The sequence below is a fragment of the Erysipelatoclostridium sp. An173 genome (assembly GCF_002160495.1).
GTDB classification, from domain to species: Bacteria; Bacillota_I; Bacilli_A; order Erysipelotrichales; family Coprobacillaceae; genus Thomasclavelia; species Thomasclavelia merdavium.
Map to the genome: position 1 here is coordinate 26,456 of NZ_NFKR01000006.1, position 25,782 is coordinate 52,237.

The window sequence follows — 25,782 nt, forward strand, 5'->3', positions numbered from 1 at the left end:
TCCTATAAAATAGGACTCATTGATTTCTATTGGTAGTCCGTAGGGGGTTCGAACCCCTGAATGCATGGATGAGAACCATGTGTGTTGACCACTTCACCAACGGACCATGTATAATATATAATAGCACTTTTTTTGATTAATTAAAGATGTAAATGAAAAAAATATGAGAAAACTCATATTTTATTCATCTTCATCAATAAATTCATAACCAGAGTGGCGATCATCAACGAGTTTTGCAATTTGGATTTTATAATCTAAATTTTTTTGATAATCGAATGAAAATATTCCAGCATATAAAGTATCTAAAATGTATTTTATTGATGTAGTAGTTGCAAAGTCACCGATTTTAGTTAATAACATTTCTCGTGATGAAATTCTTAATGTAACATCAGCTAATTTAGAAAGATTATTGTCAGCAATACTAGTAATAGCGATAATTGGGGTTTGCATATTCTTTAAAATTTTAGCAACATCAATAATATAGTTAGTTTCTCCAGAATATGAAATTAATATAGCACAATGTTCTTTTGTACTCATTGCTGCTTGGACTTTAGCATTTCCAGGTAAATGACAAATATTAACATTTTTATGTAAATAAAATAATTTTGCTTTAAATTCTTCAGCTAATAATAGATTATTAGATACGCCATAAATATCTAATTCTTTACAATCACGTAAATAGCGTAAGGCTTGCTGTAAATCATCATGATTTATAAGCGACATAGTATCTTGAATTGTTTCAATTTGTAATTGTCCAATATTATGGGCAATAGTCATAATATCATCGCTTACGACAAAAGGAATACTGGCATCAATATTTTGCTCTTTAAATAAGTATTCTAATTCATTGATAAAAGCATCCTTAAAATCATTCCAACCATGATAACCTAGTTTTTTAGCAATTCTTACTAATAAAGGTGGCGATGTATATGTTGCTTTGGCAATACTATTTGCTGACATATTTTTTATATTTAGTCCTTGATCTAATATATAGTCAATAATTATAGCTTCAGTAGCTGAAAAATGGGTTTGTTCAATTTTATGAATTAATAGCATATTATACCTCTTTTTTTAATGAAAAAGCAGACTAGGCTGCTTATTTATAATATCGAACTTTTTTAGGGTCAAAGTTATTAATTAAAGGCTTTTTTTCATTGCTGTAACCAACAGCAACCACCCCAACAGGATATTCATTATCTGCCAATTTAAAATATTTTTTAAATTTTTCTATTCTTTCTTCAACAGGAGCAATACCACACCAGCAAGTTCCTAATTCCTGATGCATAGCTTCAATAATTAAATTTTCAATTGCAGCAGCACAGTTAATCAAGCCATATTCTTTATTAATGGCTTTTTCTAAATCGGCTAAAACCAAAATAGCACATGGAGCTTCTTTCATCATTGTTGTATAAGGAGATAGATTACACATATCATTTAAAGCTTCACGATTTGTAATAACAACAAATTTCCATTCCTGAGTATTTCTTGCAGTTGGTGCATTCATTGCTGCTTCTAAAAGAGAATTAATCTTTTCTGTTTCAACAGGAGTATTTTGATATTTACGAATACTTTGACGTTGTTTTATAGCTTCTAACATTTTTTATACCTCACTTGTTTAATATTAATATAATTATACTGATAAAAATAATAAATTACAAATTAACTTATAATAACAATTAATTAAAGTAATATTTATAACATTGGCTGAAAGATTGTGATATATTATTTCATGAGGTGAAGTTTATGATTAAAGTTAGACATCTTGAAAAAAGAATAGAGGGAAAATATCGTTGTATTGTTGTTAGTGATATTCATAGTCATTTAGATCGTTTTATTGAACTGTTAAAAAAAGTTAATTATTGCCAAGATGATTATTTGGTTATATTAGGTGATTTTATTGAAAAAGGAAATCAGGCCTTGGAAATGATAGATTATTTAATGCAATTACAACGTCAAAGTGACCGTGTTTATGTTCTTTTAGGAAATTGCGAATATGCAATTGAGAAGATCGTAAATAATGAAAATTATGCTAGTCATATTGTTCATTATTTAAATCATGTAGGGAAGGGTGGTATAATTCGTCAGGCGCTTTCGGCTTTGGAAATCGATTATACTCAATTACCAGCCAAACAATTACAGGATATAATCAAAGAATATTTAAAACCATGTTTTGAGTATTTAAGAACTTTACCAACAACTTTACATTTAAATAATTTTATTTTTGTACATGCTGGATTAGAAAAAAGGGTAGATTGGCAAAATTCTAGTTTGAGTTCTTTGATTGAAATGCGTACTTTTTATCAAGATGGGCATTGTTTAGATGAGTATGTTGTGGTTGGTCATTTACCAACATCTAATCACCACCAAAATCGAATTGATAACAATATCATTATTGATAAAGAAAAAAGAATTATTTGTATTGACGGTGGTACCGGTGTTAAATCAATTAGTCAATTGAATGCGTTGATTATAGAAGGAAATGGAAATGAATATAAATTATTGACAGATTATGTTCAACCTTTGCCAATTTATCAAGCCAAAGTAGATGTATTAGTCGAAAAACAAGATGTTCATAAGGTTGCTTGGCCTAGTTTTGAAGTTCAGGTAATTAAAGCAGGTAAAAACTTCACATTATGTCGACAAATAGATACTAATCAGACTTTTAAAATAAAAAATGAATTTTTGTATCAAAAAGATAATAAAACCTATTGTTTAGATGATTATGTTGATTGTATGGTCGGATTAAATAAAGGGGAATTAGTTAAGTTAATAGGTATTTTTGGACCATATGCTTATGTGATAAAAGATAATGAAATTGGCTGGGTAAAATTCTGTTATTTGAAAAAGTGTTAGAGACTGGATGTTACTTTAATAATGAATTTACTAGATTTTTAGAAATATTAAAAATATTCATATAAAAAAGAAAATTTTAATATAGTTACTGTAGTAATTGAATTGGAGTTTTTAAATCTAATGTAGAAGATATTGAAAAATATTAAAAGTCACTAGAATAATTTTTCTAGTGACTTTTAATCTAAATCTTTTATTTTTGAGTTTTTTCTTCTTTGATTTTATTCATTTCGTTTATTTGATGTTCAGCATTTTCTTTTAGTTGTTTTTCCATTTCATCAGTATTTAAATGATGATGTTTTTCTTCAACTTTTGTTTTACCAAAAATTTTTTCAAATGATTCTTCTGCTTCTTGTGAAATTTTATGTTTTAATTCATTTAATTCATCAATTTTAGCTTTATATCTTGAAATTTCAGAATCAACAATATTAGTTACTTCTTCTTTTGTCATTGATTGCATATCTTCTTTAGAGATTTCTTTGTTTTCATTAAAATATTTTTTTAAAGATTCAATAGCTTGTTCATTAATTTTTTTAGTATTCATAGTACATTCCTTCTTTCTCATATATCATTTTGATAAATAATAATTCTATATAAAATAATCAATTATAAATGGTAAACATTTATAAGATTATTAACCTAATTTAGTAGCTTTTAAAGCTTCAACAATATTAATTTGACGCATTTTTTCATCTTGAAGTAATTTATGGTATTGGTCAAATGATAATTTGTTTTTCTTTTTCTTTGCTGTCTTATTTTCGTTAACAACGTTATCTAAAGATTCTTTGGCTTTAATATTAATATTTTTTCTTAAAACTTCTAGTGAGGTATTTTTTGTTTTACAAATATTTGCTTGATTCTTTACTATCTCTGTAATTTCATCTTGAGTTAATGGCTTCGTAGAAGCTTCAATTGTTTTATCTGCATAGTCATTTTCAAAATAATGATGTAATGAATTGATAGCATTTTGATTGATTTGATTTACATCCATCTTGAATTACCTTCTTTCTTTTCTTTACAGCCATATAATAATCTTAAAAAAATATTTTTACTAGCAAAATTAAATGACTTTTAATACTATTAACAAAAATCCTTTGTTAAGAATAAAGAAATTGTAAATATTATTTACAAATTTTAATAAGAAGTAATCTAAATAGTTATAAAAGTGTAAAAAATCTCGGCAATACATACCGAGATAAATTTTTATTTATTTTCGCTTGATATTTTTAACATGTCTTTTAAATAGTTTTTTAATTCATCAGTTGATATTTCTAGTGAATCAGTAATGTTTTTTAAAAGTTTTTTACAATTGGCAATTGCCAATTGGTCATTATTACTAGATGGTTCCAAAGTATCGGTGCTAATAAACTTTTGGGTGTCAATATTATAATATACAGAATTTTCTTTACAGTAATCATGATCAGTTAGATAGAAAAGATTTTTTTCAATATCATAAGTAATTGTTGTAGTTGTCTTGTAATCATCGTTTTCTTTTTCTAATTTTGCTTCTGTATAAATTTCACTATCGGTAGATACCGTATAAGCTTTAATATTATTAGGAATCATTTTTTTATTTATATTTTCTCTAGCTATTATTTTTTTATCAGTTGTTTTTTTTGAATACTAATCTTTTACTAGCTAATTTTGATTTCATATATGTTTTTAGATCATCTAAACTGGCACCAGAAAGTTCAATGATATAATCTAAAAATTCTTCACATGTTTTATCATTATTATCATTTTGATAAATTTTGCTATTATCAGTAGCAGTCAATTTTCTAATATCTAAAACTTTTTTTGTATCAATGTTGTAACAAAGACCTAAACTTTCATAATACGTATAATCACGTAGATAAAAAAGATCTTTTTTCATATTGTAAGTGAGGTTATAATATGTCAAATTATCATTAACTGGACTAATGGTATATTGAAATGGTTTTTCACTATAATAAATACCATCACCAGCATCAAAACTATCGATAACATTATTATCTTTTAAATTTTTTTCAATTTTCTCTATTTGTTTTTCACTCATTTCGAAAGATTCTTTTTTTGATGATGATTCATTACTGCTACATCCTGCTAGATTTAATGATAAAAAACATGTAATAAAAGTAATTAATATTTTTTCATTCAATAATTCTCCTTTCAGTTTACATGGTATCACATAATCTAACATTTTTATACATTATAATGCAAATAAATAAGCATTATAAATCATTTTATTAAATAGAATTTATAATTTTCTAGAAGGAAATAATAGCGATGATTATAAAATAATTGTAAAATGATTGTAAAAGGCAGGTGTATTTATGGAAATTAGAACTTTAAAATATTTTTTAGCAGTAGCTCGTGAAGAGAATATTACTAGAGCTGCTAAGTTTTTACATATAACCCAACCAACTTTATCTAGACAATTGATGCAATTGGAAGAAGAATTGGATGCACAGCTTTTTATTAGAGGTAAAAATAGAATTGTTTTAACTGATGAAGGAATGTTATTACGCCGACGTGCTGAAGAAATTGTTGATCTTGCTAAAAAAACAGAAAAAGAATTTTTGGAACGAAATGATTTAGTCACTGGGGAGATTTTTATTGGAAGTGGTGAAACTAATGCGATGCATATCATTGCTAGAATGATTCGAGAATTTAAACAAGATTATCCACAAATAAAATATAATCTTTTTAGTGGTAATGCTGATGATATAAAAGAAAGAATTGATAAGGGGCTTATAGATATTGGTTTATTAACTGAACCAGTAGATATTGAAAAATATGAGTTTATACGTTTACCTCATCATGAGGTTTGGGGAATCTTAGCTCCAAAAGATAGTGAGCTTGCAAGTAAGGAGAGTGTAACACCACAGGATTTAATAGATTTGCCATTACTTAGTACTCGAAGAATGATTGTACAAAATGAAATTGCTAACTGGTTTGGTGAAGATTATGAACGTTTAAATATAATTGCAACTTATAATTTAATTTATAATGCTGCAATATTAGTAGAAGAAGGAATTGGATATGCAATTTGTTTTGAAAAATTAATAAATAATTTAGGTGATAGTAATACTTGTTTTATTCCTTTTTCACCCTCACTAAAAACAGGTACTGTTGTTGTTTGGAAAAAACATCAGATTTTTTCGCCAGCAACTTCTCGATTTATTGAAAAATTAAAAATGTCTTTGAAAAAGTAATGCTTTAAAAGCATTGCTTTTAATACAAAATGAGTATTAGACATATTTAGGCTATCTTATTAAAATATAAGTGTAATTAGAAATGATTGATGGAGGTGACCTGGTGAAAAGTGATGAAGTATGCAAAATTTTTAATGTTTCTAAAGCAACATTAAAAATTTTTGAAAACGCTGGTCTGTTTGATGATATTAATGTAGTAGATGGTGACATTAACTATAGTGATGATGATATTGAAAGATTGAGTATGATCATATCTTTAAAAAAAATTGGATTGAAAAAAGATATGATTGCTGATTTTATAAATTCTAAAAATAAAAATAATCAGTTATCAATTTTAAAAAAACAACGACAAATTATTTTAGACAATATTCATCTTCAACAAAAAAATTTAGATATCATCGATTTTCTTATCTATCAATTAACAAAAAATAATTAATGTACTGGAGGAGGATTTTTATGGAAGGAAATAAATTATATGATTTACTTCATGATCAAGATGAACAATTAACAAATGATCCTGAATTAAAAGAAATCATGAAAAACTATTTATATAATGATGTTTATCAACATGGTTCATTAGATTTAAAATTAAGACAGTTAATTTTAATTGTTGTTGATACAACTAATCACACTTTAAATACTTTAAAAGAACATGTTATTGGAGCAATTAATGCTGATGTTGATCCAGTTTCAATCAAAGAAGCTGTTTATCAATGTACACCATATGTTGGTCTTGGAAAAGTCGAAGATGCATTAGATGTGATTAATCAAGTATTTGTAAGTAAAAATATTGCTTTACCTTTAGAAAAACAAGGAACAGTAACATTAGATACTCGTTTTAAAAAAGGATTTGATGTTCAAAGTGAAGCTTTTGGACGAAAAAATATTCAAGCTAATCACGATAATGCTCCAGCTGAATTAAAACATATTCAAGATTATTTATCAGCATATTGTTTTGGAGATTTTTATACTCGTAATGGTTTAACATTAGCAACAAGAGAATTACTTACTGTTGTTATGCTAGCAAGTTTAGGAGGATGTGAAAATCAATTACGAGCTCATGTTCAAGCAAATTTAACAGTTGGAAATACACGTGATATGTTATTGGAAACAATTACTCAATGTCAACCATATATTGGATTTCCAAGAACGTTAAATGCAATTGCTATAATTAACGAAATTACCAATAAATAGGAGGAATATAAAATGAGTGATTTTAATAGTTTATTTAAAAATGGTGAAGAAAATACTGGATTTGCAGAATATTTTATTGGAAAAAGCTTTTTAAATCCATTAGCTAAAAGTAATGGTGTTGGTGTAGCTAATGTAACATTTGAACCAGGATGTCGTAATAATTGGCATATTCATCATAAAGGTGGCCAAATTTTATTAGTTACTGATGGAAAAGGCTGGTATCAAGAATGGGGAAAACCAGCTCAAGAATTAAAATCAGGTGATGTTGTTAATATTGCACCAGAAGTTAAACATTGGCATGGTGCTGCTAAAGATTCTTGGTTTGCCCATATTGCTATTGAAGTTCCAGCTCCAGGTTCTTCTAATGAATGGCTAGAACCAGTAGATGATGAACAATACAATAAGCTTTAAAAGGTTGTAATTAAATAGTAGATACGATAATACCCATCAGTAATACTGATGGGTATTTATTAATTAATGAAAGATAATTTAAGCTAAATATCTAATTTTAGGTATAAAATGTTTTATAAAGCGATATAATTAATGGAAGCATTATTTTTGTTGATATTAAGTTTTTATCATTCATTATGAGTTTATTATAATTGCATTTGAATAAAAATAAACGTTATTACATGACAATGATTTGTTTTTTTCAAAATTCTCCCAAAAATAAGCAGGTATTTGACAAATTTTTTTATTTTTGCATTATCTAGCAATAATCTCAAAAAAACTGCTATAATGAATACTAAAGGGGGACGACATATGTTTTGTGATTACCATTTGCATACTGAGTTTAGTGATGACTCTGACTACTTAATGGAAGATGTTGTAAAAGATGCAATCGAGAAGGGGATTGAAGAGATTTGTTTTACAGATCATGTAGATTATGGGATTAAATTGGATTGGGATGATCCGGATTTTATTGAAGGAAAATCAGTGCCTAATGTTAATTATCCGGCATATTTTCAAAAAATAGAATATTTAACTAAAAAATACTATAATAAAATTAGAATAAAAAAAGGATTAGAGTTTGGAATTCAAACCCATACTATCGATAAGTTTAAAAAATTATTTGATCGTTATACTTTTGATTTTATTATTTTATCAATTCATCAAATTGAAGATAAAGAATTTTGGACTGGTGATTTTCAAAAAAATAAAACCGAAGATCAATACTATCAAAGGTACTATCAAGAATTGTATGAAGTAGTAAAAAATTATCATGATTATAGTGTTATCGGTCATTTTGATTTAATTAAAAGATACGATAATAAAGATGGCTACTCTGGTTTTGAAAATAATAAAGAAATAATTACAGCAATATTAAAATGTATTATTGAAGATGGTAAAGGAATTGAACTGAACACTTCATCAATACGTTATGGTCTTAATGATTTAATGCCATCAAGAAAGATACTAAAACTCTATCATGATTTAGGTGGTAGAATCATTACCATTGGTAGTGATAGTCATGAATCGGCACACTTAGGTGCTTATATTGAAGAAATGAAAGATGAATTAAGAAAAATTGGTTTTAAAGAATTTTGTACTTATAAACAAATGGAACCAATTTTCCATAAACTATAAAGATGGAAAATTCCATCTTTTATTATTTGTTTTTTTATTAAAATAACACGAATGGATTTTATAGAAATGTCTAGTCAATTGTGTCATAATTTAATAAAGGAAACATTTAATAAAGGAGGTGTAAAAATGGAGGAAGTATTCCAAAATTGGTTAATAAAAAATAACCTTGATAAAAATATTGAACCATTAGTTTATGATGATAGAAAAATATATTCAATAATATATGAAGATTTTTTAGGGGAACTAGTAGTTTGGCATAATTTGATAGTAGAAGAAATTATTACAAATCAAAAAACACGACAGCAAATGTATTATTTGCATTATGAAATTAGTGATAAAACTGAAACAAATGAATTAGTTGAAAATTTTAAATGGCGAATATTTAATATTAATAGACAAGATTTTATCATTAAAAAAGATGATCAATTGCGCAAAATATTACTTTGCTGTTCTAGTGGCTTAACATCAAGTTTATTTGTCATGAAATTAAATAATTTTTGTAAAGAACATAATGTTAATTACCATTTTAAAGCAGCAAGTATTTTTGATAAAGAAGCATTGAATAAAGAATATGATTTGCTTTTGATGGCACCACAAGTACAACATTATACAAAAGGATTAGCTAATATTTTTCATCAGCGGATTTTAAATATTGATCCTAATGATTATGGTCAATATAATTGTAATAATATTATCGCTAAAATTCAGGAGATTTTTTTATAATCATCGTTATGTCTCAATTTCTTTTTGAATAGAAATGGTATATACTATTATTAAAGGTGGTCTTACAGTAAATATATAGAAAGAGAGTAGATGTATATGGAACTGATGATTTCAAGAATTTTAAAATATTTAAACGGGTGTCTTGATGATGATCATATGTACCGAATTGGTAATTTTGTTATCCAGCATTATACAGAAATGGAAAAATATGATTTAGATGGTTTTTTAAGTGCTAGTAATTTTAGTGAAAGTGAATTGCTTGATTTTTGTAGACATTTTGGAATTCATAGTTATGATGAATTTAAGGGACGACTATTAGCAGATCATCAAAGCCGCTTAGAACAAATTCATGCTAGAATGTTGAATTTAGATTGTAATCAGTTTATTGAACATTTAGATACTAGTTATGATAAAGAAGAATTGAATCAGTTAATTGATGAGCTTTGTGATTTGATCTTTAAGAAAAAAAGGATCGTTATTATTGGGGCGCTATATCCAAGTAGTGTAGCTGTTGATTTTCAAACTGATTTAATCTCTTTAGGAAAAGAAGTAGTCGAATATCATAGTTTTGATACCAAATTTGAATTTGGTGACGATGATGTTGTATTTTTCATTACGGCAACAGGTAGATTAATGGAACAAAACGTCAAAAAGTTAAAACCGCAAAATATTTGTGAAGCATATTTAGTATTAATCACTCAAAATATCAAATATCGTCAATATGAAAATATATGTGCTGATTATGCAATAGAAGTATTAGGTAAATTTGATGGAATTCAGTTTAACTATCAAATAATGATGATTTTTGATTTGTTACGGATTCGTTATTATCAAAAATATTATCGTTAATATATCATAATTACAAGATAAGGCATTTTAAGTGCCTTTTTTGTTTAGAGTGAAAATATTGTTATTGACTTTGAGTTAACTATAAGTTGTATGATATAAAAAAGAAAGGTGGCTATGACTATGAAGATTATGTTAATAGTTCTAAATGAAGACGATGGAAAAAAGATTGCAAATGAATTAGAGATGGATGATTACAAAGTTACAAGATTAAAAAGTTTAGGTGGTTTTATTAAAGATGGTCAAATAGCAATCATGCTGGCATTAGAAGAATACCAGATTAAAATGGCTTTAAAAACTGTTAAAGATAATTTAGATAATAGTAATGAAAAAATTGAACTTGATAATATTTGTACTTGCACTTTAAATCGATTAACAGTTGATCAGGCAGCAATCTTTATTTTAGATCCAGATAAGTTAATATTAATATAATAATAAATCCTGTTTTTTCATAAAACAGGATTTAATCGTTTATTATAATTAAAAAAAACTAATCAATATTAATAATTTCGTATTCACGATTTCCTAATTGTAATTTAGCGGCAGCTTCAACAGTATGAATACCATGACGTGAATCCATACGTTCAATTAATGCAGCTTTTCCATCATCAGGTGAATTAATAACAGCATCATAGCATGCTTGATCTAGAGCTACTGGATCGATAGAAGCAAAGATTCCAATATCTGCCATTTCTGGAGGTGCTGGATGAGAATCACAGTCACAATCGACAGATAAGTTATTAGCTACATTTATATAAACAATATTGTCTTTACCCATGTAATCAATAACTCCTTTACATGCATCAGCCATTGATTCAAGAAAATGATCTTGTTCAGGTAAGTTATCCCATAGTTTTTTAGGATCTGTAGTGACTCCGGCAGTATGAATATTTGCTTTTCCGTTAGAAGATGCGATACCAATACTCATATTTTTTAAAGCACCACCAAAACCACCCATGGCATGACCTTTAAAATGAGATAGGACAACCATTGATTGATAGTTTTTAAAGTGTTCACCAACAATATCAGCTTTTAAATGGAAACCATTAGTAATTGGTAATTCTATTTCTCCAAATTCATCCATAATATCACATGGTGCAATTGCTTTAAATCCATGATCTTCAATAGTTTGCCAATGATCTTTAACATCCATTCTTTTACCACCATAAGCAGTACAACATTCAACAATTGTTCCTTGTAATTTAGAAACTAAATCTTTAATTAGATTAGGATTTAAAAAGTTGTGTCCACCAGGTTCACCTGTAGAAATTTTAATTGCTACTTTACCTTTTAAATCTCTATTTAGTGCTTCATAAATTTTAATTAAACTTTCAGCACTAATCTCTTTAGTAAAATAAACATTTGCTTTTTCCATGACTATCTTCCTTTCTAAAGTTTTCTAACTTTAGTTTCATTATAGTCCTTAAAGTTCACTTTAAGTCAACACTTTTTCCATTACATAGTTAGTTAAAACAACACCATTTCTAATTACTTGTTGTTCTTTAATTACTTGATAACCTCTTTTTAAAAAGAAAGATTTTGCAGTAATTGATGCATGAGTAGTAATCTTAGAAACATTAAATTTCATTTCCAATTTATCGCATATTTTAGTAGCGATTCCTTGTTTTTGAAAATCTTTATGGACATATAAACGATCTAAATAACCGGTTTGATCGATATCACCAAAACCAACGATTAAATCGTTTTCTATTGCAACTAAACAATAATTTTTGGCTAATGATTGTTGCCAAATCTTTAGATCAATATTTTTATTTGCCCAGGCATCAACTTGTTCTTTAGTATAGTCTTGAATATTAATGTTATGAACAGTTTGATAAAATAAATCAATGATTTCTTTACAATCTGCACTTCTATATTCTCTAAGTATCATTTAAATACCTCCAAATACTATTCATTATATAATACCTTCTAGATAAATATTAACATTATTTTTTCAAAAATTGAAAGACATTAAAAAAACAATGAAAGCTATTTCATTATTTAAATTAATTCGTTAAAATATAATCATCAAGAACGAAAGGAAGTAAGTATATGGAAAAAAAACCAGTAAAAATTGTTACAATTGGTGGTGGAAGTAGTTATACACCAGAATTGATGGAAGGATTTATTAAAAGATACAATGAACTACCAATTAAAGAAATTTGGTTAGTTGATATTGAAGATGGTAAAGAAAAATTAGAAATCGTTGGAGCAATGGCTCAAAGAATGTGGGATGCATCACCATATGATGTTAAAGTTCATTTAACTTTAGATCGTCGCGAAGCTTTAAAAGATGCTGATTTTGTTACAACTCAATTTAGAGTTGGTTTATTAAATGCTAGAATTAAAGATGAAAGAATTCCATTTTCTTATGGTTTATTAGGTCAAGAAACAAATGGAGCAGGAGGAATTTTTAAAGCATTTAGAACAATTCCAGTAATTTTAAGTATTGTTGAAGATATGAAAGAATTATGCCCTAATGCATGGTTAATCAACTTTACTAATCCAAGTGGTATGGTTACTGAATCAGTAATGCGTTATGGTAAATGGGATCGTGTAATTGGATTATGTAATGTTCCAGTTGGAGCAATGATGGCTGAACCAGAAACTATTGGGACTACATTAGATAAATTAATCTATAAATTTGCCGGATTAAACCATTTCCATTGGCATCGTGTATTTGATATTCATGGTAATGATGTAACAGGAAAAATCATTGATGCAATGTATGAAGGAAAAGATGCTGGAATTCCTGCTAATATTCATGATATTCCATTCTTTAAAGAACAATTAAAACAAATGAATTTAATTCCATGTGGATATCATCGTTATTACTATCGTCAAGAAGAAATGCTTAAACATGGTTTGGAAGAATATAATACAATTGGAACAAGAGCACAACAGGTAAAACAAACAGAAGCTGAATTGTTTGAATTATATAAAGATCCTGATTTAAATGTTAAACCAGAACAATTAGCTAAACGTGGTGGGGCTCATTATAGTGATGCAGCTTGTGAAACAATTGCTTCAATTTATGCTAATAAAAATACTCATATTGTTGTAACTACAAAAAATAATGGTGCTGTACCAGATTTACCAGCTGATTGTGCAGTAGAAGTATCTGCCCATATTGGAGCAGCAGGAGCATTACCAATTGCTTTTGGACCTTTAGAACCAGCACAACGTGGATGGTTACAATGTATGAAAAATATGGAATTATGTGTAGAAGAAGCAGCTGTTACTGGAGATTATGGATTAGCATTACAAGCATTTATATTAAATCCACAAATTCCTTCAGGTGAAACTGCAAAACGTGTCTTAGATGAATTATTAATTGCACATAAAAAATATTTACCACAATTTGCAGACAAAATTGCTGAATTAGAAGCTGCAGGAGTTACTGTAAAAGATGATGTAGCTCGTGAATTAACAGAAAAAGGATTATAAAAAGGAAAAGGGGGTTGAAATGAAATGCCCCCTTATTTTATATAAGCTAAAATTAATTTTAATGTATTTTCGACTCCTTGAAGATGAGTTCTTTCCATACCGTGTGATGCACAAACACCAGGACCGATTAGGGCACCCTTGATATTTTGACCACCTCTTAATGCGGCTGAAACATCACTACTATAGAAAGGATAAATATCAACAGCATATTGTAAATTATTTTCTTTTGCTAGATTAATTAATCTAGTAGTCATTTCATAGTCATATGGACCACTGCCATCTTTAGCACAGATACTTACATCATATTCACTGCATGATAAATCTAAACCAATACATCCCATATCAACAGCTATTAACTCACTTATTTGATTAGAAATATAGCTGCTACCATGACCAACTTCTTCATAAGTAGAGATAATTAATTGTAAATTATGTTGAGGTTTGATATTTTCTGTTGCAATAGTTTTTAATAATCCAAATAAAATAGCAACACTAACCTTATCGTCTAAAAATCTTGATTTAATAAAACCTGATCCAGTAATTGTTGTTTTAGGATCGATAGCAATGAAGTCACCATTACCAATACCTAACTTTTCAACATCAGCTTTGTTTTTTACTATTTCATCAATACGAATGTGCATTGTATCACATGTTCTTTCTAAAGTACGAGCGTCTTTATATACATGGACAGCTGGAGAGTTTGATAAAATAGTTCCCGTATAACTACGACCATCACGAGTTATAATTCGACAATACTCACCATCTAAAGTAGGAATAATTGGACCACCAATATTAGTAAAAGCAAGTGTTCCGTCATCTTTAATACTTCTAACCATTAAACCTAATGTATCAACGTGACCGCAAAAGCCAATTGTATAGTCATCATTACCTTCAACAAATATTTCTAGATTTCCTTTATTAGTTATCGCAGTTTTAAAACCTAGTTGTTCAGCTTCTTTTTGACAATAGCTAATAACTTCTTTAGTATAACCAGAAGGACTATCGATTGCCATAATATCTTTTAAAATATGTAATATATAATCATTCATTATAAATACCTCCAATGGCAATTATTATAACATAATATATTATAGTTTTGTGAGGTAAATAATTTTTAATCTGTTAATGGATTTTTATATTACATAAACTGAATATTTGCATTTAAATTTTTGGAAATTAGTATATTTATGGTTAGTAATATTTTAAAAATGAGGTAAGATTTAAAAAGATATAAGTATATTGATAAAATAGTATTTTTAGTATATTGACTTATTGTAAGAGAATTAGTAAAATAAAACTACATGTCGCCGGACATTACCTCTATCTATTCCAGTAGGCCTTAGTTGGAATGGATAAGAGGTTTTTTTAATGTTAATAATGTTATTTTTTTAGTTGTAAAGGAGAAATTATGATTATGGAACAGCAAAATTATTTTAAAGAATTTGCCAAGTATACCTCGTTAAATGTGCTAGGAATGATTGGATTATCTTGTTATATTTTAGCGGATACATTTTTTGTTTCTAAGGCCTTAGGTGCTAATGGACTTGCAGCTTTAAATCTTGCAATTCCAATTTATAGTTTTATAAATGGTAGTGGATTAATGATCGGTATGGGTGGTGCTACTAAATATTCAATTTTTAAAAGTCAAAACAATTTTAAAAAGGCAAATAACATTTTTACTCAGGCTTTCTTTCTTGTAGTGACAATGGCAGCGATATATTTTTTGATTGGAATCCTATTTTCTGGTCCGCTAGCTAAATTACTAGGAGCAACTAAAAGTGTTTATGATATGAGTAGTGTTTATTTACGAGTTATATTAGTATTTGCACCGATGTTTATGATGAATAATTTATTATTATGTTATGTTCGTAATGATGGCGCACCACAATTATCAATGATGGCAATGTTAGGTGGTAGTTTTTCTAATATAGTTTTAGATTATGTTTTTATGTTTCCTTTGGATATGGGGATTTTTGGTGCTGCTTTTGCAACTGGATTAGCACCAGTTATTAGTATTTTGATACTTTCACCATTTTTTATAAAAAAATTAAATAATTTTAAATTAGTTAAAACTAAATTAGTAGATAGACATATTTTAGATATCGTTTCTAGTGGGTTGCCATCATTAGTAACTGAGGTGTCTTCAGGAATAGTTATGATTATCTTTAATATGATTATTTTAAACTTAGCTGGAAATACTGGAGTGGCAGCTTATGGCGTTATTGCAAATTTATCTTTAGTAGTTATTTCTATTTATACAGGTATATCTCAAGGCATCCAACCGCTTCTAAGTAGTGGCTATGGTTCTGGACAAATAAAAAAGGTACATATTATTTTTAAATATGCAATATTTAGTGTAGTGATAATATCTATTTGTATATATTTAATTATCTTTTTTAAATGTGATGTGATTGCTGGAATTTTCAATAGTGAAAATAATATAGCTTTACAAAATATCGCTGAAAATGGCTTGAAAATATATTTTGTTGGTTGTCTTTTTGCTGGTATTAATATTGTATCGTCTATTTATTTTACTTCAATAGAGCATCCATTACCAGCGCATGTAATATCACTGTTACGTGGTTTTATCATTATTATTCCAATGGCATTTTTCTTATCTTTGATTGCCAATATGAATGGTGTTTGGGCAACGTTCCCGGTTACAGAGTTTATTGTTTGTACTATAAGTGTTATTTTAATTAAAGTTACAAGTAAAAAAATGATGAAGATGTAGATTTTTGAAAACTGCATCTTTTTTATTATTTAAATTAGGCATAATGGACATTCTTTTAAAGTATTGGTATCGTTATTTTTTTATAGTTATAATGTATGTGAAATAGGGGTGATATTATGCAATATTCAATTAGTGAAGTAGCTAAAAAGTTAAATATACCGGTTTCTACAATCAGATATTATGAAAAATTAGGAATGTTGCCACCAATAACTCGTCATAGTGGTATTCGCGTTTTTAGTGAGCGGGATCTTTGTGTGTTAAAGAATATACTTACTTTAAAGCAAATGAGAATGCCTTTAAAAGACATCAAGTATTTTTGCTATTTATTTTCTTGTGGCGATATCACATTAGCAAAGCGCAATGAATTGATTGAAAAACAGCGTCAAAGTCTTTTAAATGAAATTGAAGATCTAAAAAGAGCATTGTCTTTTTTAGAACATGAAAATTGTTATTTTAATATTAGTCAAAATGATTCATATCTAAAAGTTGGAAAATGATATTATGATTTATTAATTTCTTTTCGTAATTGATTTAAAAAATAACTCGTCGCTTTAGAAAATAAATGATATTTTTTCCATATTAATGTTAAGCCAACTTCAAGCTTCGGTTCTAGTGGGATAAAGCAAAGTTTGCTATTACCTGAAGTATTGATCAATTTATCTAAACCTAAAGCATAACCACTTCCTTCTTCAACTAACAAAGAAGCGTTATAGATTAAATTATAAGTTGCTACAATGTTAAGTTTATTATAATCATCATTTAGCCAGCCGGATATTTCATTTTTGACTATTTCCTGACTTGAACAGATTAAAGGAAGTTTTTTTAATGTATCGGCAGTAATGCTTTTTAGCGATGCAATAGGACTATCTTTTCTCATTAATACGCCCCATTTATCTTTTACAGGTATTTTAATAAAATCATATTTAGAAATATCAGCTGGTTCAATTAATACCCCAAAATCAATTAAACCATTTTCAATTTTTTCAACTACATCTTGAGAATTACCACTGTACAAGTGAAATTTTATTTTAGGATATTCTTTGTGGCAAGTATCGATTACTTTTGCTAGAATCCGCATTCCTTCTGTTTCACCACTGCCAATATAAATATCACCACTTATTGTTGTATCGCTATGCATGATTTCTGATTCAGTTTTTTCAACTAAACTAATTATTTCTTCAGCTCGTTGTCTAAGTAAGATACCTTCTTCAGTTAAATTTATTTTTCGATTTCCACGAATAAATAATTGTTTACCTAATTGTTCTTCCAATTCTTTCATTTGTCTTGAAAGGGGAGGCTGGGTTATATGTAGACTTTCAGCTGCTTTTGAAATTGTTTCTTCTCTAGCGATAGCTAAAAAATACTGTAAGACTCTAAATTCCATCAATATCACATCATGTTACAATTATAATATATAAACTGACTTGTAATAAAATAAAAAAGCCATATAAAATGGCTTTTAAGATGGATTACCTGCAACGATAATCGCTAATAATATTCCATTAGATGGAATAGCTAGAAAAGTGATTATAATTAAGATTAAATGCCAATACTTTTAAAGGGTAGTTGCTAAGCCTTCAATAAATTATGACATTTAAAAAGAATTCTCAGATAGCTAAGTATCAGTTAGGTTAGAGAATTGCAGTCATTTATAGCTTCGTGTAAATAAATCATTTTTCTAACATTTTTTAAATAGTAGTCAGCTATTTAAGGTGAATAATAAACCACCTGAATAAAGTATAAAATAAAGACGGTTTAAAGTCAATGAAACATATATGATAATCTTTTAAAAATTTTCAATTTAATTAATATTTATTAAGGATGATTAGCTGGCAATGAAAAGCTTTATCGATATGTTGAGATTTGGCTAAAGACTTAGAAAAATCTAACTTTTTTTACTATAAATGAACTGTTATTTTTTTGAAAAAAATTTTGATTTTTATCATCTTTTAGATTGCATAATATAAGGCTTTGTGGTATCCTATTAATGGTTAGGTAAAACTAACTTCGTGTGAATAAATGGTTCTTTCTAACCTGGCTTAGTCACCCGGGTTAGAGCGAATCATAGAGGAGGAGAAATAATGAGTAAAATTAAAAGCGTATATGCACGTGAAGTACTTGACTCACGTGGTAATCCTACTGTAGAGGTAGAAGTAACTACAGAATGCGGTGCTTTTGGAAGCGCAATTGTACCTAGTGGAGCTTCAACTGGTGTTCATGAAGCTGTTGAATTACGTGATGGTGATAAAAACCGTTACTTAGGAAAAGGAACACAAAAAGCTGTTGATAACGTAAACAATGTTATCGCTGAAGCAGTTATTGGTATGGAAGTAACTAACCAAAGAGAAATCGATTACAAAATGATCGAATTAGATGGTACTCCAAATAAAGGTAAATTAGGTGCTAATGCTATCTTAGGTGTTTCTTTAGCTGTTGCTAAAGCTGCTGCTGCAAGCTTAGGTTTACCATTATATCGTTATATCGGTGGAGCTAATGGTTATGTATTACCTACTCCAATGATGAACATTATCAATGGTGGAGCTCATGCTGACAACAACGTAGATTTCCAAGAATTTATGATTATGCCAGTAAATGCACCAAGCTTCAAAGAAGCAATCAGAATGGGTGCTGAAGTATTCCATGCTTTAAAATCAGTATTAAATTCAAAAGGTTTAAATACTGCTGTTGGTGATGAAGGTGGATTTGCTCCAAACTTAGCATCAAACGAAGATGCAATCAAAACTATTATTGAAGCAATCGAAAAAGCTGGTTACAAACCAGGTGAAGACGTTAAATTAGCAATGGACGTTGCAAGTAGTGAATTCTACCAAGATGGTAAATATGTTTTACCAGGTGAAAACAACAAATCTTTCACTTCAAAAGAATTAGTAGATTTCTATGCTGAATTATGTGAAAAATATCCTATTATTTCTATCGAAGATGGTTTAGACCAAGACGATTGGGAAGGTTGGGACTACTTAACTGAAAAATTAGGTGGAAAAGTACAATTAGTTGGAGATGACTTCTTTGTAACTAACACTAAACGTTTACAACAAGGTATTGATCGTGGAGTAGCTAACTCAATCTTAATCAAAGTAAATCAAATCGGTACATTAACTGAAACATTAGAAGCTATCGAAATGGCTCAAAAAGCTAACTACACTGCAGTAATTTCACACCGTTCAGGTGAAACTGAAGATACTACTATTGCAGATATCGCAGTAGCTACTAATGCTGGTCAAATTAAGACTGGTTCTGCTTCAAGAACAGATCGTATTGCTAAATACAATCAATTAATCAGAATTGAAGATCGTTTAGGAAGCCAAAGCAAATATTCAGGAATGACTGGGTTCTATCAATTAGAAAAATAATTAAAAAAATTATTAAAGTAGTTGCTTTCTTGGTTAGTCTGTGCTAACATATAGATAGTTAGTTAAAGCTAACTAAGAAAAGGAGGCATAGTTATATGAAGATAGTATATGCATCAAGAACCGGTAATGTTCAAAGTATTATTGATCGTTTAAATGTTGATGCTTTAGAAATCAGCTCTGGAGCAGAAATGATTAGTGAAGATTATCTTTTGATAACTTATACTGATGGCTATGGTGATGTCCCTAGCGAGGTTGAAGAATTTCTAAATGGTAATAATAGCCATTTAAAGGGTGTCATTGTTAGTGGTGATCAAGGATACGGTGAAGCTTATTGCAAGGCTGGAGATGTTATTGCTAAGCAATATAACGTACCATGTCTTTATAAAGTTGAGAATGATGGAACTGAAGAAGATATTGATGAAATTAGAAAAATAATTGAAAATCAATAATAAGTTTTATACTTATAATCTTATCTAATATACCTACAACGATTAAAATTTCCTAATAATTTAGAAATAGTAATTATAAGTATAACATTTAGTGAGAGTATCCGTATTATGCTATTCACCTTTTTCTCGAAGATATTAAATACGGTACTCTTACTAATTTTATCCCGTCGAATAATAAATAATATTAACTTGAATAGCCAAATTCCTTAAATATAATGATTTCTTTAATATTTGATTTCATTCTCAAGTAATATTTTGATTTTTCAAAATATTTTAGAAAGTTTTTTGAAAATGCGATAAAGTTATCCTTCAAGTCATAAGTATGCATTTTCAATAATCGAGCTATAAAAATCCACATCCTAATTAAGTGATAAATAATTTAGCCATTATAATTATCATTCTAAAATAGTTCGTTTTACTTTCAAAACCGGAATTATCCTTCCGGTTTTCTTTTTATGTTATTGTTGGTATACTTATAATGTATTAATTGGAGGTGTATAATATGCATGAATCTGGTGAAATGTATTTAGAGACAATCTTATTATTGAAAAAACGTAATAATAGTGTTCGCTCGATTGATGTGGCTAAAGAATTAGGTTTTAGTAAACCTAGTGTTAGTAGAGGAGTGGGCATTTTGAAAAATGATGGCTATATTACAATTGATAGTAAAGGTTTTATTGAATTGACAGAATTAGGGCTAAATAAAGCTAATTCAGTGTATGAAAAACACCTTTATTTAACAGATTTTTTAATGGCTACTGCTAATGTAAGTAAGGAAGTAGCTGAAGAAGATGCCTGTAGAATTGAGCATATTATTAGTGATGAAGTGTTTGCAGGTATAAAACAATATGTTGAAGAAAATAAAAAAAATTAAGTTCTGATAAAGGACTTAATTTTTTGTTTAATTAAAACTATTTTGACATTTTTTAAAATACAATAAATCTGTAGCTTGCATATCGTTTTCGATTATTTCTTTAGGATAATAATCAATGAAGAAATTTTCAATCCGATGTGAGTAACGATATCCTAGCCGAGTATAGAAAGTGATGTTTTCTAAACTAGAGTTAGCAGTTCCAATTAAAATACAAGGATAAGAACTGTATTTTTCTTCAACATATTTAATTAATGCTTTGGCATAACCATGATTACGATGTTCAAGTAACGTTAAAATATTTTTTATTTCAACATTACCATCGATGATCTCTACAGCTAAAAAACTAACAGGTTCATTGTTAACAAAGTAGCCATATAAAGTACCGTGTTTTAAATAATCACGAACAAGATTTATGTTAGGATCACTTTCAGTAAGTAGTTGATCATAATCCATTTTGTTATCTATTTCTTTTATCATACTAGCCTCCTAGAAAGAATTATATCAAAGCTGTTAAATAATTAAAAGATTGTTTTTTTCAATAAATTTTTTTAATAAAAATTTATTGAGAGAGATTAATGGATTTTATTGTAATAGTTAGCGGAAATATTTTTTTTTATAGCAAAGAATGTTATACTAATAAAAGAAATGAGGTAAGGAAATGAAAAAGATATTGTTATGTTTGATAATGGTGTTGATGGTAGTTGGCTGCTCTTCATCAGGAGATGGCAACACTACAGAAAAAAAAGAAAGTAAAAAGAAAGATGAAACATCAACTGTCGAAAAAGAGCCGGTAAATGTTAGTGTAAAGATGAGTTTTGCTGGTGACTGTACTTTAGGAAATTATGCCGGCCAATCATATTCAGGATCCTTTAATCAAGAATACGCTAATCAGGGAAATGATACTACATATTTTTTAAGAAATGTAAAAAGTGTATTTGAACAAGATGATTTAACGATCGTTAATTTAGAAGGTCCGTTAACAACGGCAACTTCTCATGCTGAAAAACAATTTGCTTTTAGTGGTCCATATGAATATGCTAATATCTTAACTAGTGGTAGTGTTGAGATGGTTTCTTTAGCTAATAACCATTCTGAAGACTATTTTGCTCAAGGAATGAGCGATACCAAAAATATATTAGATGAAAAGGGTATTGGTTATTTTGGATATGAAACTTCATGTGTTAAAGAAGTTAATGGTATCAAAATTGGTTTTCTAGGTTATCGTTCGATGTCTGTTTCAATGAATAATGAACAAGGGCGTGCTACAATTAAAGCGGCTATTGAAGATTTAAAAAATAATCAAGGTGCTAATGCTGTTGTAGTATTTTATCACTGGGGAATTGAACGTGATTATTCAGCTAATGATGATCAACGTGAATTAGCTAAATTTTCAATTGATAGCGGAGCTGATTTAGTCGTTGGTTCTCATCCTCATGTTATTCAAGGGGTTGAGGAATATAATGGTAAACAAATTGTTTATTCATTAGGAAATTTCTGCTTTGGTGGCAATAAAAATCCAAGTGATACTGATTCAATGATTTATTCAATTACAATGAATTTTACGGATGGTAAATTTACTAGCGAAACTCATGAAATTATTCCTTGTTCAATTACAACAAGTTCTAGCCGTAATAACTACCAGCCAACTATATTAGAAGGCGATGAAAAACAAAGAGTACTTGATAAAATTCAACAATATAGTTATTAAAATAAATAGAAGCTTTTGGCTTCTATTTATTTAAAAGATAAGAGGTGTTTTAATTGAAAGAAAAATTATTAAAATTTTTTTATAGTGGTTTTATCGTATTGTTGATTGGTTTATTAGGTGGACGTATTTCTGGCAACTATTCAACAAGTGTTTTGAATATTATTTATTTAGTAATTATTATTTTAGCGATAATTGGTTATTTTGGATATCTTAAATTACAAGAGATTAAAGTTGATGATAGAACTGCGATAAATAAAACAATATTACAAATTATTATTCCAATTGTAGTTTTGTTATTATTCAACAATTTTTATCATTAATTTACTTGAAACTTATTTTAATAAATGATATCATGCAAATAGTTATACGACTGACGGAAGTGGAATTAACCACAGGGAGTATAATCGTGTAAGAGCCGACCGTCTGGGCCAAAGTAGTCTAGATGGTGCACGGCTCTTTTTTCATTGTTAGGAAGTATGTCTTTAAAATACTAAGCTTACATTGCTATCGGTTGAGAAAAAAGCCAAAATATGGTATAAAGAAGATGTGAAATTCCTCTAAAAATTTAACTGGAAAGGGTGGCGTTATGTTAACTGATGTTGAAATTGCACAAAGTGCAAAAATGGAACCAATTAAAGAAATTGCAAGCAAAATTGGATTAGTCGAAGATGATTTAGAATTGTATGGAAAATACAAAGCTAAAATATCTTTAGAAACTATTAATCGAGTAGAAAACAATCCTGATGGAAAATTAGTATTAGTTACTGCAATTAATCCAACTCCTGCAGGAGAAGGGAAAACAACTACAATGATTGGTCTTTCTCAGGCTTTAAATAAAATGGGAAAAAAATCAATTGTAGCAATGCGTGAACCATCATTAGGTCCTTGTTTTGGAATCAAAGGTGGAGCTGCTGGTGGCGGGTATGCTCAAGTAGTACCAATGGAAGATATTAATCTTCATTTTACAGGTGATATTCATGCAATTACTGCTGCTAATAACTTAATTGCAGCAATGCTTGATAATTCAATTCATCATGGTAATCCACTAAATATTGATGTTCGTAATATTGTATGGAAACGTGTTGTTGATTTAAATGATCGAGCATTAAGACATACAATTTGTGGATTAGGTGGAAAAGTTAATGGAGTGCCTCGTGAAGATGGATTCGATATTTCTGTTGCTAGTGAAGTTATGGCTATCTTATGTTTAGCAACAAGTCTTGATGATTTAAAACAAAGAGCAGGAAAAATGATAGTTGCTTATAATTATGATGGTGAACCTGTGACTGTTGATGATATTGAAGCAACAGGTGCGGTTACATTATTATTAAAAGATGCTATTAAACCAAATTTAGTGCAAACATTAGATCATACGCCAGTTTTTGTTCATGGTGGGCCATTTGCTAATATTGCTCATGGCTGCAATTCAGTTATGGCAACTAAATTAGCAATGAAATTAGGTGATTATGCAATAACTGAAGCTGGATTCGGAGCTGATTTAGGGGCTGAAAAATTCTTAGATATTAAATGTCGTCAAGCTAATTTAAATCCTCAAGCAGTAGTAATTGTGGCTACTGTTAGAGCTTTAAAAATGCATGGTGGTATGGATAAAAAAGAATTAGCTAATGAAAATTTAGAAGCCTTAGCAGCTGGTATTAAAAACTTAGAAAAACATATTGAAAATATTGCTAAATATGATTTACCTTCAGTAGTTGCAATAAATGCATTCCCAACTGATAGTGAAGCTGAATTACAATTATTAAAAGATACATGCAATAAAATGGGTGTAGATGTAGCAATCTCTAAAGTATGGGAAAAAGGTGCTGATGGTGGTATTGAATTAGCAGAAAAATTATTAGAGATTTTAGAAACTAAAGAAGCAAATTATCATCCAATTTATGATTTAGACTTAACAATTAAAGAAAAAATTGAAACAATCGCCAAAGAAATCTATGGTGCCGATGGTGTGGCGTTCGATAAAAAAGTCATCACAAAGATGAAAAAATATGAAGCTCAAGGATTAGATAAATTACCTATTTGTGTTGCTAAAACACAATATTCTTTATCAGATCAGCCTAATTTATTAGGTCGCCCAAGTGGTTTTACAGTTAAGATAAATGATCTAATTCCAGCTGCTGGAGCCGGTTTTTTAATCGCTATTTCTGGAAGCATTATGAGAATGCCAGGACTACCAAAACGCCCAGCTGCAGTTAATATGGATATTGATAAAGATGGTAAGATTGTGGGACTATTCTAAAAGTGACGCAGGTCACTTTTAGTGGTTTAAATAGAAAGGAAGGAATTATGAAAGTCGCAATTATTATGGGGTCAACTAGTGATTTAAGTAAAGTTGAACCAGCAATAACAATTTTGAAAGATTATGGTGTTGAAGTAAACGTTCGTTGTTTATCAGCACATCGAGCTCATTTAGGGCTTAGTTCATTTATTAAAGAAACTGAAACTGATGGTACTGAAGTTATCATTACTGCTGCTGGAATGGCTGCTGCTTTACCAGGAGTTGTTGCTTCACAAACAGTATTACCAGTAATTGGTGTACCAATTAGCGGAGCTACTTTAGATGGTATGGATGCATTATTATCAATTGTCCAAATGCCTTCAGGAATTCCAGTAGCAACAGTTGCTATTAATGGAAGTAAAAATGCAGCTTATCTAGCATTACAAATCATGGCAATTAAACATGATGAAATTAAAGAAAAATTAATTGCTTATCGTAAAGATATGGAAAATCAAGCAATGAAAGCAAACGAAGAAGTTATTGAAAAGTACAAATAAGGAGATATTACA

The 25,782-nt window shown here is 28.7% G+C and carries 30 protein-coding genes, 1 tRNA gene and 1 riboswitch; of the genes, 19 read left to right on the forward strand and 12 right to left on the reverse strand.

Going from position 1 to position 25,782, the window contains the following annotated elements; translation table 11 throughout:
* Nucleotides 1–30: 30 nt before the first annotated feature.
* The 3 genes from B5F09_RS04065 to B5F09_RS04075 form a co-directional block, all read right to left on the reverse strand.
* A tRNA-Glu gene (locus tag B5F09_RS04065) sits at nucleotides 31–106 on the reverse strand.
* Between the two features lie 74 nt (nucleotides 107–180).
* A complete protein-coding gene (locus tag B5F09_RS04070) occupies nucleotides 181–1,056 on the reverse strand; it encodes a MurR/RpiR family transcriptional regulator (protein WP_087371914.1) in 876 nt (291 codons plus the stop codon).
* Nucleotides 1,057–1,096: 40 nt separating this feature from the next.
* Nucleotides 1,097–1,597 (reverse strand): nitroreductase family protein, encoded by a 501-nt coding sequence (locus B5F09_RS04075; protein WP_087302996.1) that lies wholly within the window; start codon nucleotides 1,595–1,597, stop codon nucleotides 1,097–1,099.
* A gap of 146 nt (nucleotides 1,598–1,743) precedes the next feature.
* Here B5F09_RS04075 and B5F09_RS04080 point away from each other — a divergent pair, with 146 nt between their 5' ends.
* Entirely contained in the window at nucleotides 1,744–2,853 is a 1,110-nt protein-coding gene (locus tag B5F09_RS04080) for a metallophosphoesterase (RefSeq protein WP_087371917.1), read from the forward strand.
* Nucleotides 2,854–3,043: 190 nt separating this feature from the next.
* On the opposite strand, the gene B5F09_RS04085 is transcribed toward B5F09_RS04080, so the two are convergent.
* From B5F09_RS04085 to B5F09_RS04100, 4 genes are all read right to left on the reverse strand, one after another.
* Nucleotides 3,044–3,394 (reverse strand): hypothetical protein, encoded by a 351-nt coding sequence (locus B5F09_RS04085; RefSeq protein WP_087371921.1) that lies wholly within the window; start codon nucleotides 3,392–3,394, stop codon nucleotides 3,044–3,046.
* A 90-nt stretch (nucleotides 3,395–3,484) separates the two neighbouring features.
* Complete coding sequence (locus B5F09_RS04090; RefSeq protein WP_087371923.1) at nucleotides 3,485–3,841, reverse strand: hypothetical protein; 357 nt, start codon at nucleotides 3,839–3,841, stop codon at nucleotides 3,485–3,487.
* A 212-nt stretch (nucleotides 3,842–4,053) separates the two neighbouring features.
* Entirely contained in the window at nucleotides 4,054–4,416 is a 363-nt protein-coding gene (locus B5F09_RS04095) for a hypothetical protein (RefSeq protein ID WP_087371926.1), read from the reverse strand.
* 37 nt (nucleotides 4,417–4,453) lie between these two features.
* Nucleotides 4,454–4,987: a hypothetical protein gene (locus B5F09_RS04100; RefSeq protein ID WP_087371929.1), complete on the reverse strand. Its 534-nt coding sequence runs from the start codon at nucleotides 4,985–4,987 to the stop codon at nucleotides 4,454–4,456.
* A 175-nt stretch (nucleotides 4,988–5,162) separates the two neighbouring features.
* Between B5F09_RS04100 and B5F09_RS04105 the strand changes: the two genes are divergently transcribed.
* From B5F09_RS04105 to B5F09_RS04140, 8 genes are all read left to right on the forward strand, one after another.
* A complete protein-coding gene (locus B5F09_RS04105; RefSeq protein ID WP_087371932.1) occupies nucleotides 5,163–6,044 on the forward strand; it encodes a LysR family transcriptional regulator in 882 nt (293 codons plus the stop codon).
* 103 nt (nucleotides 6,045–6,147) lie between these two features.
* On the forward strand, nucleotides 6,148–6,480 hold the full coding sequence (locus tag B5F09_RS04110) for a MerR family transcriptional regulator (RefSeq protein WP_087371934.1): 333 nt from the start codon (nucleotides 6,148–6,150) through the stop codon (nucleotides 6,478–6,480).
* A gap of 20 nt (nucleotides 6,481–6,500) precedes the next feature.
* The gene (locus tag B5F09_RS04115; RefSeq protein ID WP_087371937.1) at nucleotides 6,501–7,238 is read left to right on the forward strand and encodes a carboxymuconolactone decarboxylase family protein; all 738 of its coding nucleotides are present in this window, start codon (nucleotides 6,501–6,503) and stop codon (nucleotides 7,236–7,238) included.
* A gap of 12 nt (nucleotides 7,239–7,250) precedes the next feature.
* Entirely contained in the window at nucleotides 7,251–7,649 is a 399-nt protein-coding gene (locus tag B5F09_RS04120) for a cupin domain-containing protein (protein WP_087371940.1), read from the forward strand.
* Between the two features lie 351 nt (nucleotides 7,650–8,000).
* Nucleotides 8,001–8,825, forward strand: coding sequence for a histidinol-phosphatase HisJ family protein (locus B5F09_RS04125; RefSeq protein WP_087303014.1), 825 nt, complete (start codon nucleotides 8,001–8,003; stop codon nucleotides 8,823–8,825).
* Between the two features lie 126 nt (nucleotides 8,826–8,951).
* The gene (locus B5F09_RS04130; RefSeq protein ID WP_158095801.1) at nucleotides 8,952–9,548 is read left to right on the forward strand and encodes a PTS sugar transporter subunit IIB; all 597 of its coding nucleotides are present in this window, start codon (nucleotides 8,952–8,954) and stop codon (nucleotides 9,546–9,548) included.
* A gap of 96 nt (nucleotides 9,549–9,644) precedes the next feature.
* The gene (locus B5F09_RS04135; RefSeq protein ID WP_087372054.1) at nucleotides 9,645–10,397 is read left to right on the forward strand and encodes a MurR/RpiR family transcriptional regulator; all 753 of its coding nucleotides are present in this window, start codon (nucleotides 9,645–9,647) and stop codon (nucleotides 10,395–10,397) included.
* 120 nt (nucleotides 10,398–10,517) lie between these two features.
* Nucleotides 10,518–10,826, forward strand: coding sequence for a cyclic-di-AMP receptor (locus B5F09_RS04140; RefSeq protein ID WP_158095186.1), 309 nt, complete (start codon nucleotides 10,518–10,520; stop codon nucleotides 10,824–10,826).
* Between the two features lie 58 nt (nucleotides 10,827–10,884).
* On the opposite strand, the gene B5F09_RS04145 is transcribed toward B5F09_RS04140, so the two are convergent.
* Both B5F09_RS04145 and B5F09_RS04150 read right to left on the reverse strand, forming a co-directional pair.
* A complete protein-coding gene (locus B5F09_RS04145; protein ID WP_087299515.1) occupies nucleotides 10,885–11,769 on the reverse strand; it encodes a DUF362 domain-containing protein in 885 nt (294 codons plus the stop codon).
* A 60-nt stretch (nucleotides 11,770–11,829) separates the two neighbouring features.
* Entirely contained in the window at nucleotides 11,830–12,285 is a 456-nt protein-coding gene (locus B5F09_RS04150; RefSeq protein WP_087299517.1) for a GNAT family N-acetyltransferase, read from the reverse strand.
* A 161-nt stretch (nucleotides 12,286–12,446) separates the two neighbouring features.
* On the opposite strand from B5F09_RS04150, the gene B5F09_RS04155 reads away from it, so the two are divergent.
* Complete coding sequence (locus tag B5F09_RS04155) at nucleotides 12,447–13,841, forward strand: 6-phospho-beta-glucosidase (protein ID WP_087299614.1); 1,395 nt, start codon at nucleotides 12,447–12,449, stop codon at nucleotides 13,839–13,841.
* A 32-nt stretch (nucleotides 13,842–13,873) separates the two neighbouring features.
* Here B5F09_RS04155 and B5F09_RS04160 read toward each other — a convergent pair whose 3' ends face one another.
* Nucleotides 13,874–14,890, reverse strand: coding sequence for a M42 family metallopeptidase (locus tag B5F09_RS04160; RefSeq protein WP_087299616.1), 1,017 nt, complete (start codon nucleotides 14,888–14,890; stop codon nucleotides 13,874–13,876).
* A 359-nt stretch (nucleotides 14,891–15,249) separates the two neighbouring features.
* Here B5F09_RS04160 and B5F09_RS04165 point away from each other — a divergent pair, with 359 nt between their 5' ends.
* Nucleotides 15,250–16,575, forward strand: coding sequence for an MATE family efflux transporter (locus tag B5F09_RS04165; RefSeq protein ID WP_239404243.1), 1,326 nt, complete (start codon nucleotides 15,250–15,252; stop codon nucleotides 16,573–16,575).
* Nucleotides 16,576–16,691: 116 nt separating this feature from the next.
* Entirely contained in the window at nucleotides 16,692–17,072 is a 381-nt protein-coding gene (locus tag B5F09_RS04170) for a MerR family transcriptional regulator (RefSeq protein ID WP_087371946.1), read from the forward strand.
* 2 nt (nucleotides 17,073–17,074) lie between these two features.
* Here B5F09_RS04170 and B5F09_RS04175 read toward each other — a convergent pair whose 3' ends face one another.
* Nucleotides 17,075–17,959 (reverse strand): LysR family transcriptional regulator, encoded by an 885-nt coding sequence (locus tag B5F09_RS04175; RefSeq protein WP_087371949.1) that lies wholly within the window; start codon nucleotides 17,957–17,959, stop codon nucleotides 17,075–17,077.
* 697 nt (nucleotides 17,960–18,656) lie between these two features.
* On the opposite strand from B5F09_RS04175, the gene eno reads away from it, so the two are divergent.
* The 3 genes from eno to B5F09_RS04190 all read left to right on the forward strand — a co-directional run bounded on the left by eno (nucleotide 18,657) and on the right by B5F09_RS04190 (nucleotide 21,269).
* Nucleotides 18,657–19,946 (forward strand): phosphopyruvate hydratase, encoded by a 1,290-nt coding sequence (eno, locus tag B5F09_RS04180; protein WP_087299620.1) that lies wholly within the window; start codon nucleotides 18,657–18,659, stop codon nucleotides 19,944–19,946.
* 95 nt (nucleotides 19,947–20,041) lie between these two features.
* Nucleotides 20,042–20,395 carry a class Ib ribonucleoside-diphosphate reductase assembly flavoprotein NrdI gene (gene nrdI / locus B5F09_RS04185; RefSeq protein ID WP_087371953.1) on the forward strand — a complete coding sequence of 118 codons (354 nt, stop codon included), beginning with the start codon at nucleotides 20,042–20,044 and terminating at the stop codon, nucleotides 20,393–20,395.
* 502 nt (nucleotides 20,396–20,897) lie between these two features.
* Nucleotides 20,898–21,269 carry a metal-dependent transcriptional regulator gene (locus tag B5F09_RS04190; protein ID WP_087371956.1) on the forward strand — a complete coding sequence of 124 codons (372 nt, stop codon included), beginning with the start codon at nucleotides 20,898–20,900 and terminating at the stop codon, nucleotides 21,267–21,269.
* A 27-nt stretch (nucleotides 21,270–21,296) separates the two neighbouring features.
* On the opposite strand, the gene B5F09_RS04195 is transcribed toward B5F09_RS04190, so the two are convergent.
* Entirely contained in the window at nucleotides 21,297–21,746 is a 450-nt protein-coding gene (locus B5F09_RS04195) for an N-acetyltransferase (protein WP_087299626.1), read from the reverse strand.
* Between the two features lie 181 nt (nucleotides 21,747–21,927).
* Here B5F09_RS04195 and B5F09_RS04200 point away from each other — a divergent pair, with 181 nt between their 5' ends.
* From B5F09_RS04200 to purE, 4 genes are all read left to right on the forward strand, one after another.
* The gene (locus tag B5F09_RS04200; RefSeq protein ID WP_087299628.1) at nucleotides 21,928–22,977 is read left to right on the forward strand and encodes a CapA family protein; all 1,050 of its coding nucleotides are present in this window, start codon (nucleotides 21,928–21,930) and stop codon (nucleotides 22,975–22,977) included.
* A gap of 53 nt (nucleotides 22,978–23,030) precedes the next feature.
* Nucleotides 23,031–23,297, forward strand: coding sequence for a hypothetical protein (locus tag B5F09_RS04205; RefSeq protein ID WP_087371958.1), 267 nt, complete (start codon nucleotides 23,031–23,033; stop codon nucleotides 23,295–23,297).
* A 36-nt stretch (nucleotides 23,298–23,333) separates the two neighbouring features.
* Nucleotides 23,334–23,413: riboswitch (ZMP/ZTP riboswitch) on the forward strand.
* 150 nt (nucleotides 23,414–23,563) lie between these two features.
* On the forward strand, nucleotides 23,564–25,234 hold the full coding sequence (locus tag B5F09_RS04210; protein WP_087299632.1) for a formate--tetrahydrofolate ligase: 1,671 nt from the start codon (nucleotides 23,564–23,566) through the stop codon (nucleotides 25,232–25,234).
* A 47-nt stretch (nucleotides 25,235–25,281) separates the two neighbouring features.
* Entirely contained in the window at nucleotides 25,282–25,770 is a 489-nt protein-coding gene (purE, locus tag B5F09_RS04215) for a 5-(carboxyamino)imidazole ribonucleotide mutase (RefSeq protein ID WP_087299634.1), read from the forward strand.
* The last annotated feature ends 12 nt before the right edge of the window (nucleotides 25,771–25,782 follow it).

What these genes read in the sequence shown, in the direction of transcription:
- B5F09_RS04070 (WP_087371914.1), bottom strand. Translation starts at nt 1,056, where the DNA reads ATGCTATTAATTCATAAAATTGAACAAACCCATTTTTCAGCTACTGAA.
- B5F09_RS04075 (WP_087302996.1), bottom strand. Translation starts at nt 1,597, where the DNA reads ATGTTAGAAGCTATAAAACAACGTCAAAGTATTCGTAAATATCAAAAT.
- B5F09_RS04080 (WP_087371917.1), top strand. Translation starts at nt 1,744, where the DNA reads ATGATTAAAGTTAGACATCTTGAAAAAAGAATAGAGGGAAAATATCGT.
- B5F09_RS04085 (WP_087371921.1), bottom strand. Translation starts at nt 3,394, where the DNA reads ATGAATACTAAAAAAATTAATGAACAAGCTATTGAATCTTTAAAAAAA.
- B5F09_RS04090 (WP_087371923.1), bottom strand. Translation starts at nt 3,841, where the DNA reads ATGGATGTAAATCAAATCAATCAAAATGCTATCAATTCATTACATCAT.
- B5F09_RS04095 (WP_087371926.1), bottom strand. Translation starts at nt 4,416, where the DNA reads ATGATTCCTAATAATATTAAAGCTTATACGGTATCTACCGATAGTGAA.
- B5F09_RS04105 (WP_087371932.1), top strand. Translation starts at nt 5,163, where the DNA reads ATGGAAATTAGAACTTTAAAATATTTTTTAGCAGTAGCTCGTGAAGAG.
- B5F09_RS04115 (WP_087371937.1), top strand. Translation starts at nt 6,501, where the DNA reads ATGGAAGGAAATAAATTATATGATTTACTTCATGATCAAGATGAACAA.
- B5F09_RS04120 (WP_087371940.1), top strand. Translation starts at nt 7,251, where the DNA reads ATGAGTGATTTTAATAGTTTATTTAAAAATGGTGAAGAAAATACTGGA.
- B5F09_RS04125 (WP_087303014.1), top strand. Translation starts at nt 8,001, where the DNA reads ATGTTTTGTGATTACCATTTGCATACTGAGTTTAGTGATGACTCTGAC.
- B5F09_RS04130 (WP_158095801.1), top strand. Translation starts at nt 8,952, where the DNA reads ATGGAGGAAGTATTCCAAAATTGGTTAATAAAAAATAACCTTGATAAA.
- B5F09_RS04135 (WP_087372054.1), top strand. Translation starts at nt 9,645, where the DNA reads ATGGAACTGATGATTTCAAGAATTTTAAAATATTTAAACGGGTGTCTT.
- B5F09_RS04140 (WP_158095186.1), top strand. Translation starts at nt 10,518, where the DNA reads ATGAAGATTATGTTAATAGTTCTAAATGAAGACGATGGAAAAAAGATT.
- B5F09_RS04145 (WP_087299515.1), bottom strand. Translation starts at nt 11,769, where the DNA reads ATGGAAAAAGCAAATGTTTATTTTACTAAAGAGATTAGTGCTGAAAGT.
- B5F09_RS04150 (WP_087299517.1), bottom strand. Translation starts at nt 12,285, where the DNA reads ATGATACTTAGAGAATATAGAAGTGCAGATTGTAAAGAAATCATTGAT.
- B5F09_RS04155 (WP_087299614.1), top strand. Translation starts at nt 12,447, where the DNA reads ATGGAAAAAAAACCAGTAAAAATTGTTACAATTGGTGGTGGAAGTAGT.
- B5F09_RS04160 (WP_087299616.1), bottom strand. Translation starts at nt 14,890, where the DNA reads ATGAATGATTATATATTACATATTTTAAAAGATATTATGGCAATCGAT.
- B5F09_RS04165 (WP_239404243.1), top strand. Translation starts at nt 15,250, where the DNA reads ATGATTATGGAACAGCAAAATTATTTTAAAGAATTTGCCAAGTATACC.
- B5F09_RS04170 (WP_087371946.1), top strand. Translation starts at nt 16,692, where the DNA reads ATGCAATATTCAATTAGTGAAGTAGCTAAAAAGTTAAATATACCGGTT.
- B5F09_RS04175 (WP_087371949.1), bottom strand. Translation starts at nt 17,959, where the DNA reads ATGGAATTTAGAGTCTTACAGTATTTTTTAGCTATCGCTAGAGAAGAA.
- eno (WP_087299620.1), top strand. Translation starts at nt 18,657, where the DNA reads ATGAGTAAAATTAAAAGCGTATATGCACGTGAAGTACTTGACTCACGT.
- nrdI (WP_087371953.1), top strand. Translation starts at nt 20,042, where the DNA reads ATGAAGATAGTATATGCATCAAGAACCGGTAATGTTCAAAGTATTATT.
- B5F09_RS04190 (WP_087371956.1), top strand. Translation starts at nt 20,898, where the DNA reads ATGCATGAATCTGGTGAAATGTATTTAGAGACAATCTTATTATTGAAA.
- B5F09_RS04195 (WP_087299626.1), bottom strand. Translation starts at nt 21,746, where the DNA reads ATGATAAAAGAAATAGATAACAAAATGGATTATGATCAACTACTTACT.
- B5F09_RS04200 (WP_087299628.1), top strand. Translation starts at nt 21,928, where the DNA reads ATGAAAAAGATATTGTTATGTTTGATAATGGTGTTGATGGTAGTTGGC.
- B5F09_RS04210 (WP_087299632.1), top strand. Translation starts at nt 23,564, where the DNA reads ATGTTAACTGATGTTGAAATTGCACAAAGTGCAAAAATGGAACCAATT.
- purE (WP_087299634.1), top strand. Translation starts at nt 25,282, where the DNA reads ATGAAAGTCGCAATTATTATGGGGTCAACTAGTGATTTAAGTAAAGTT.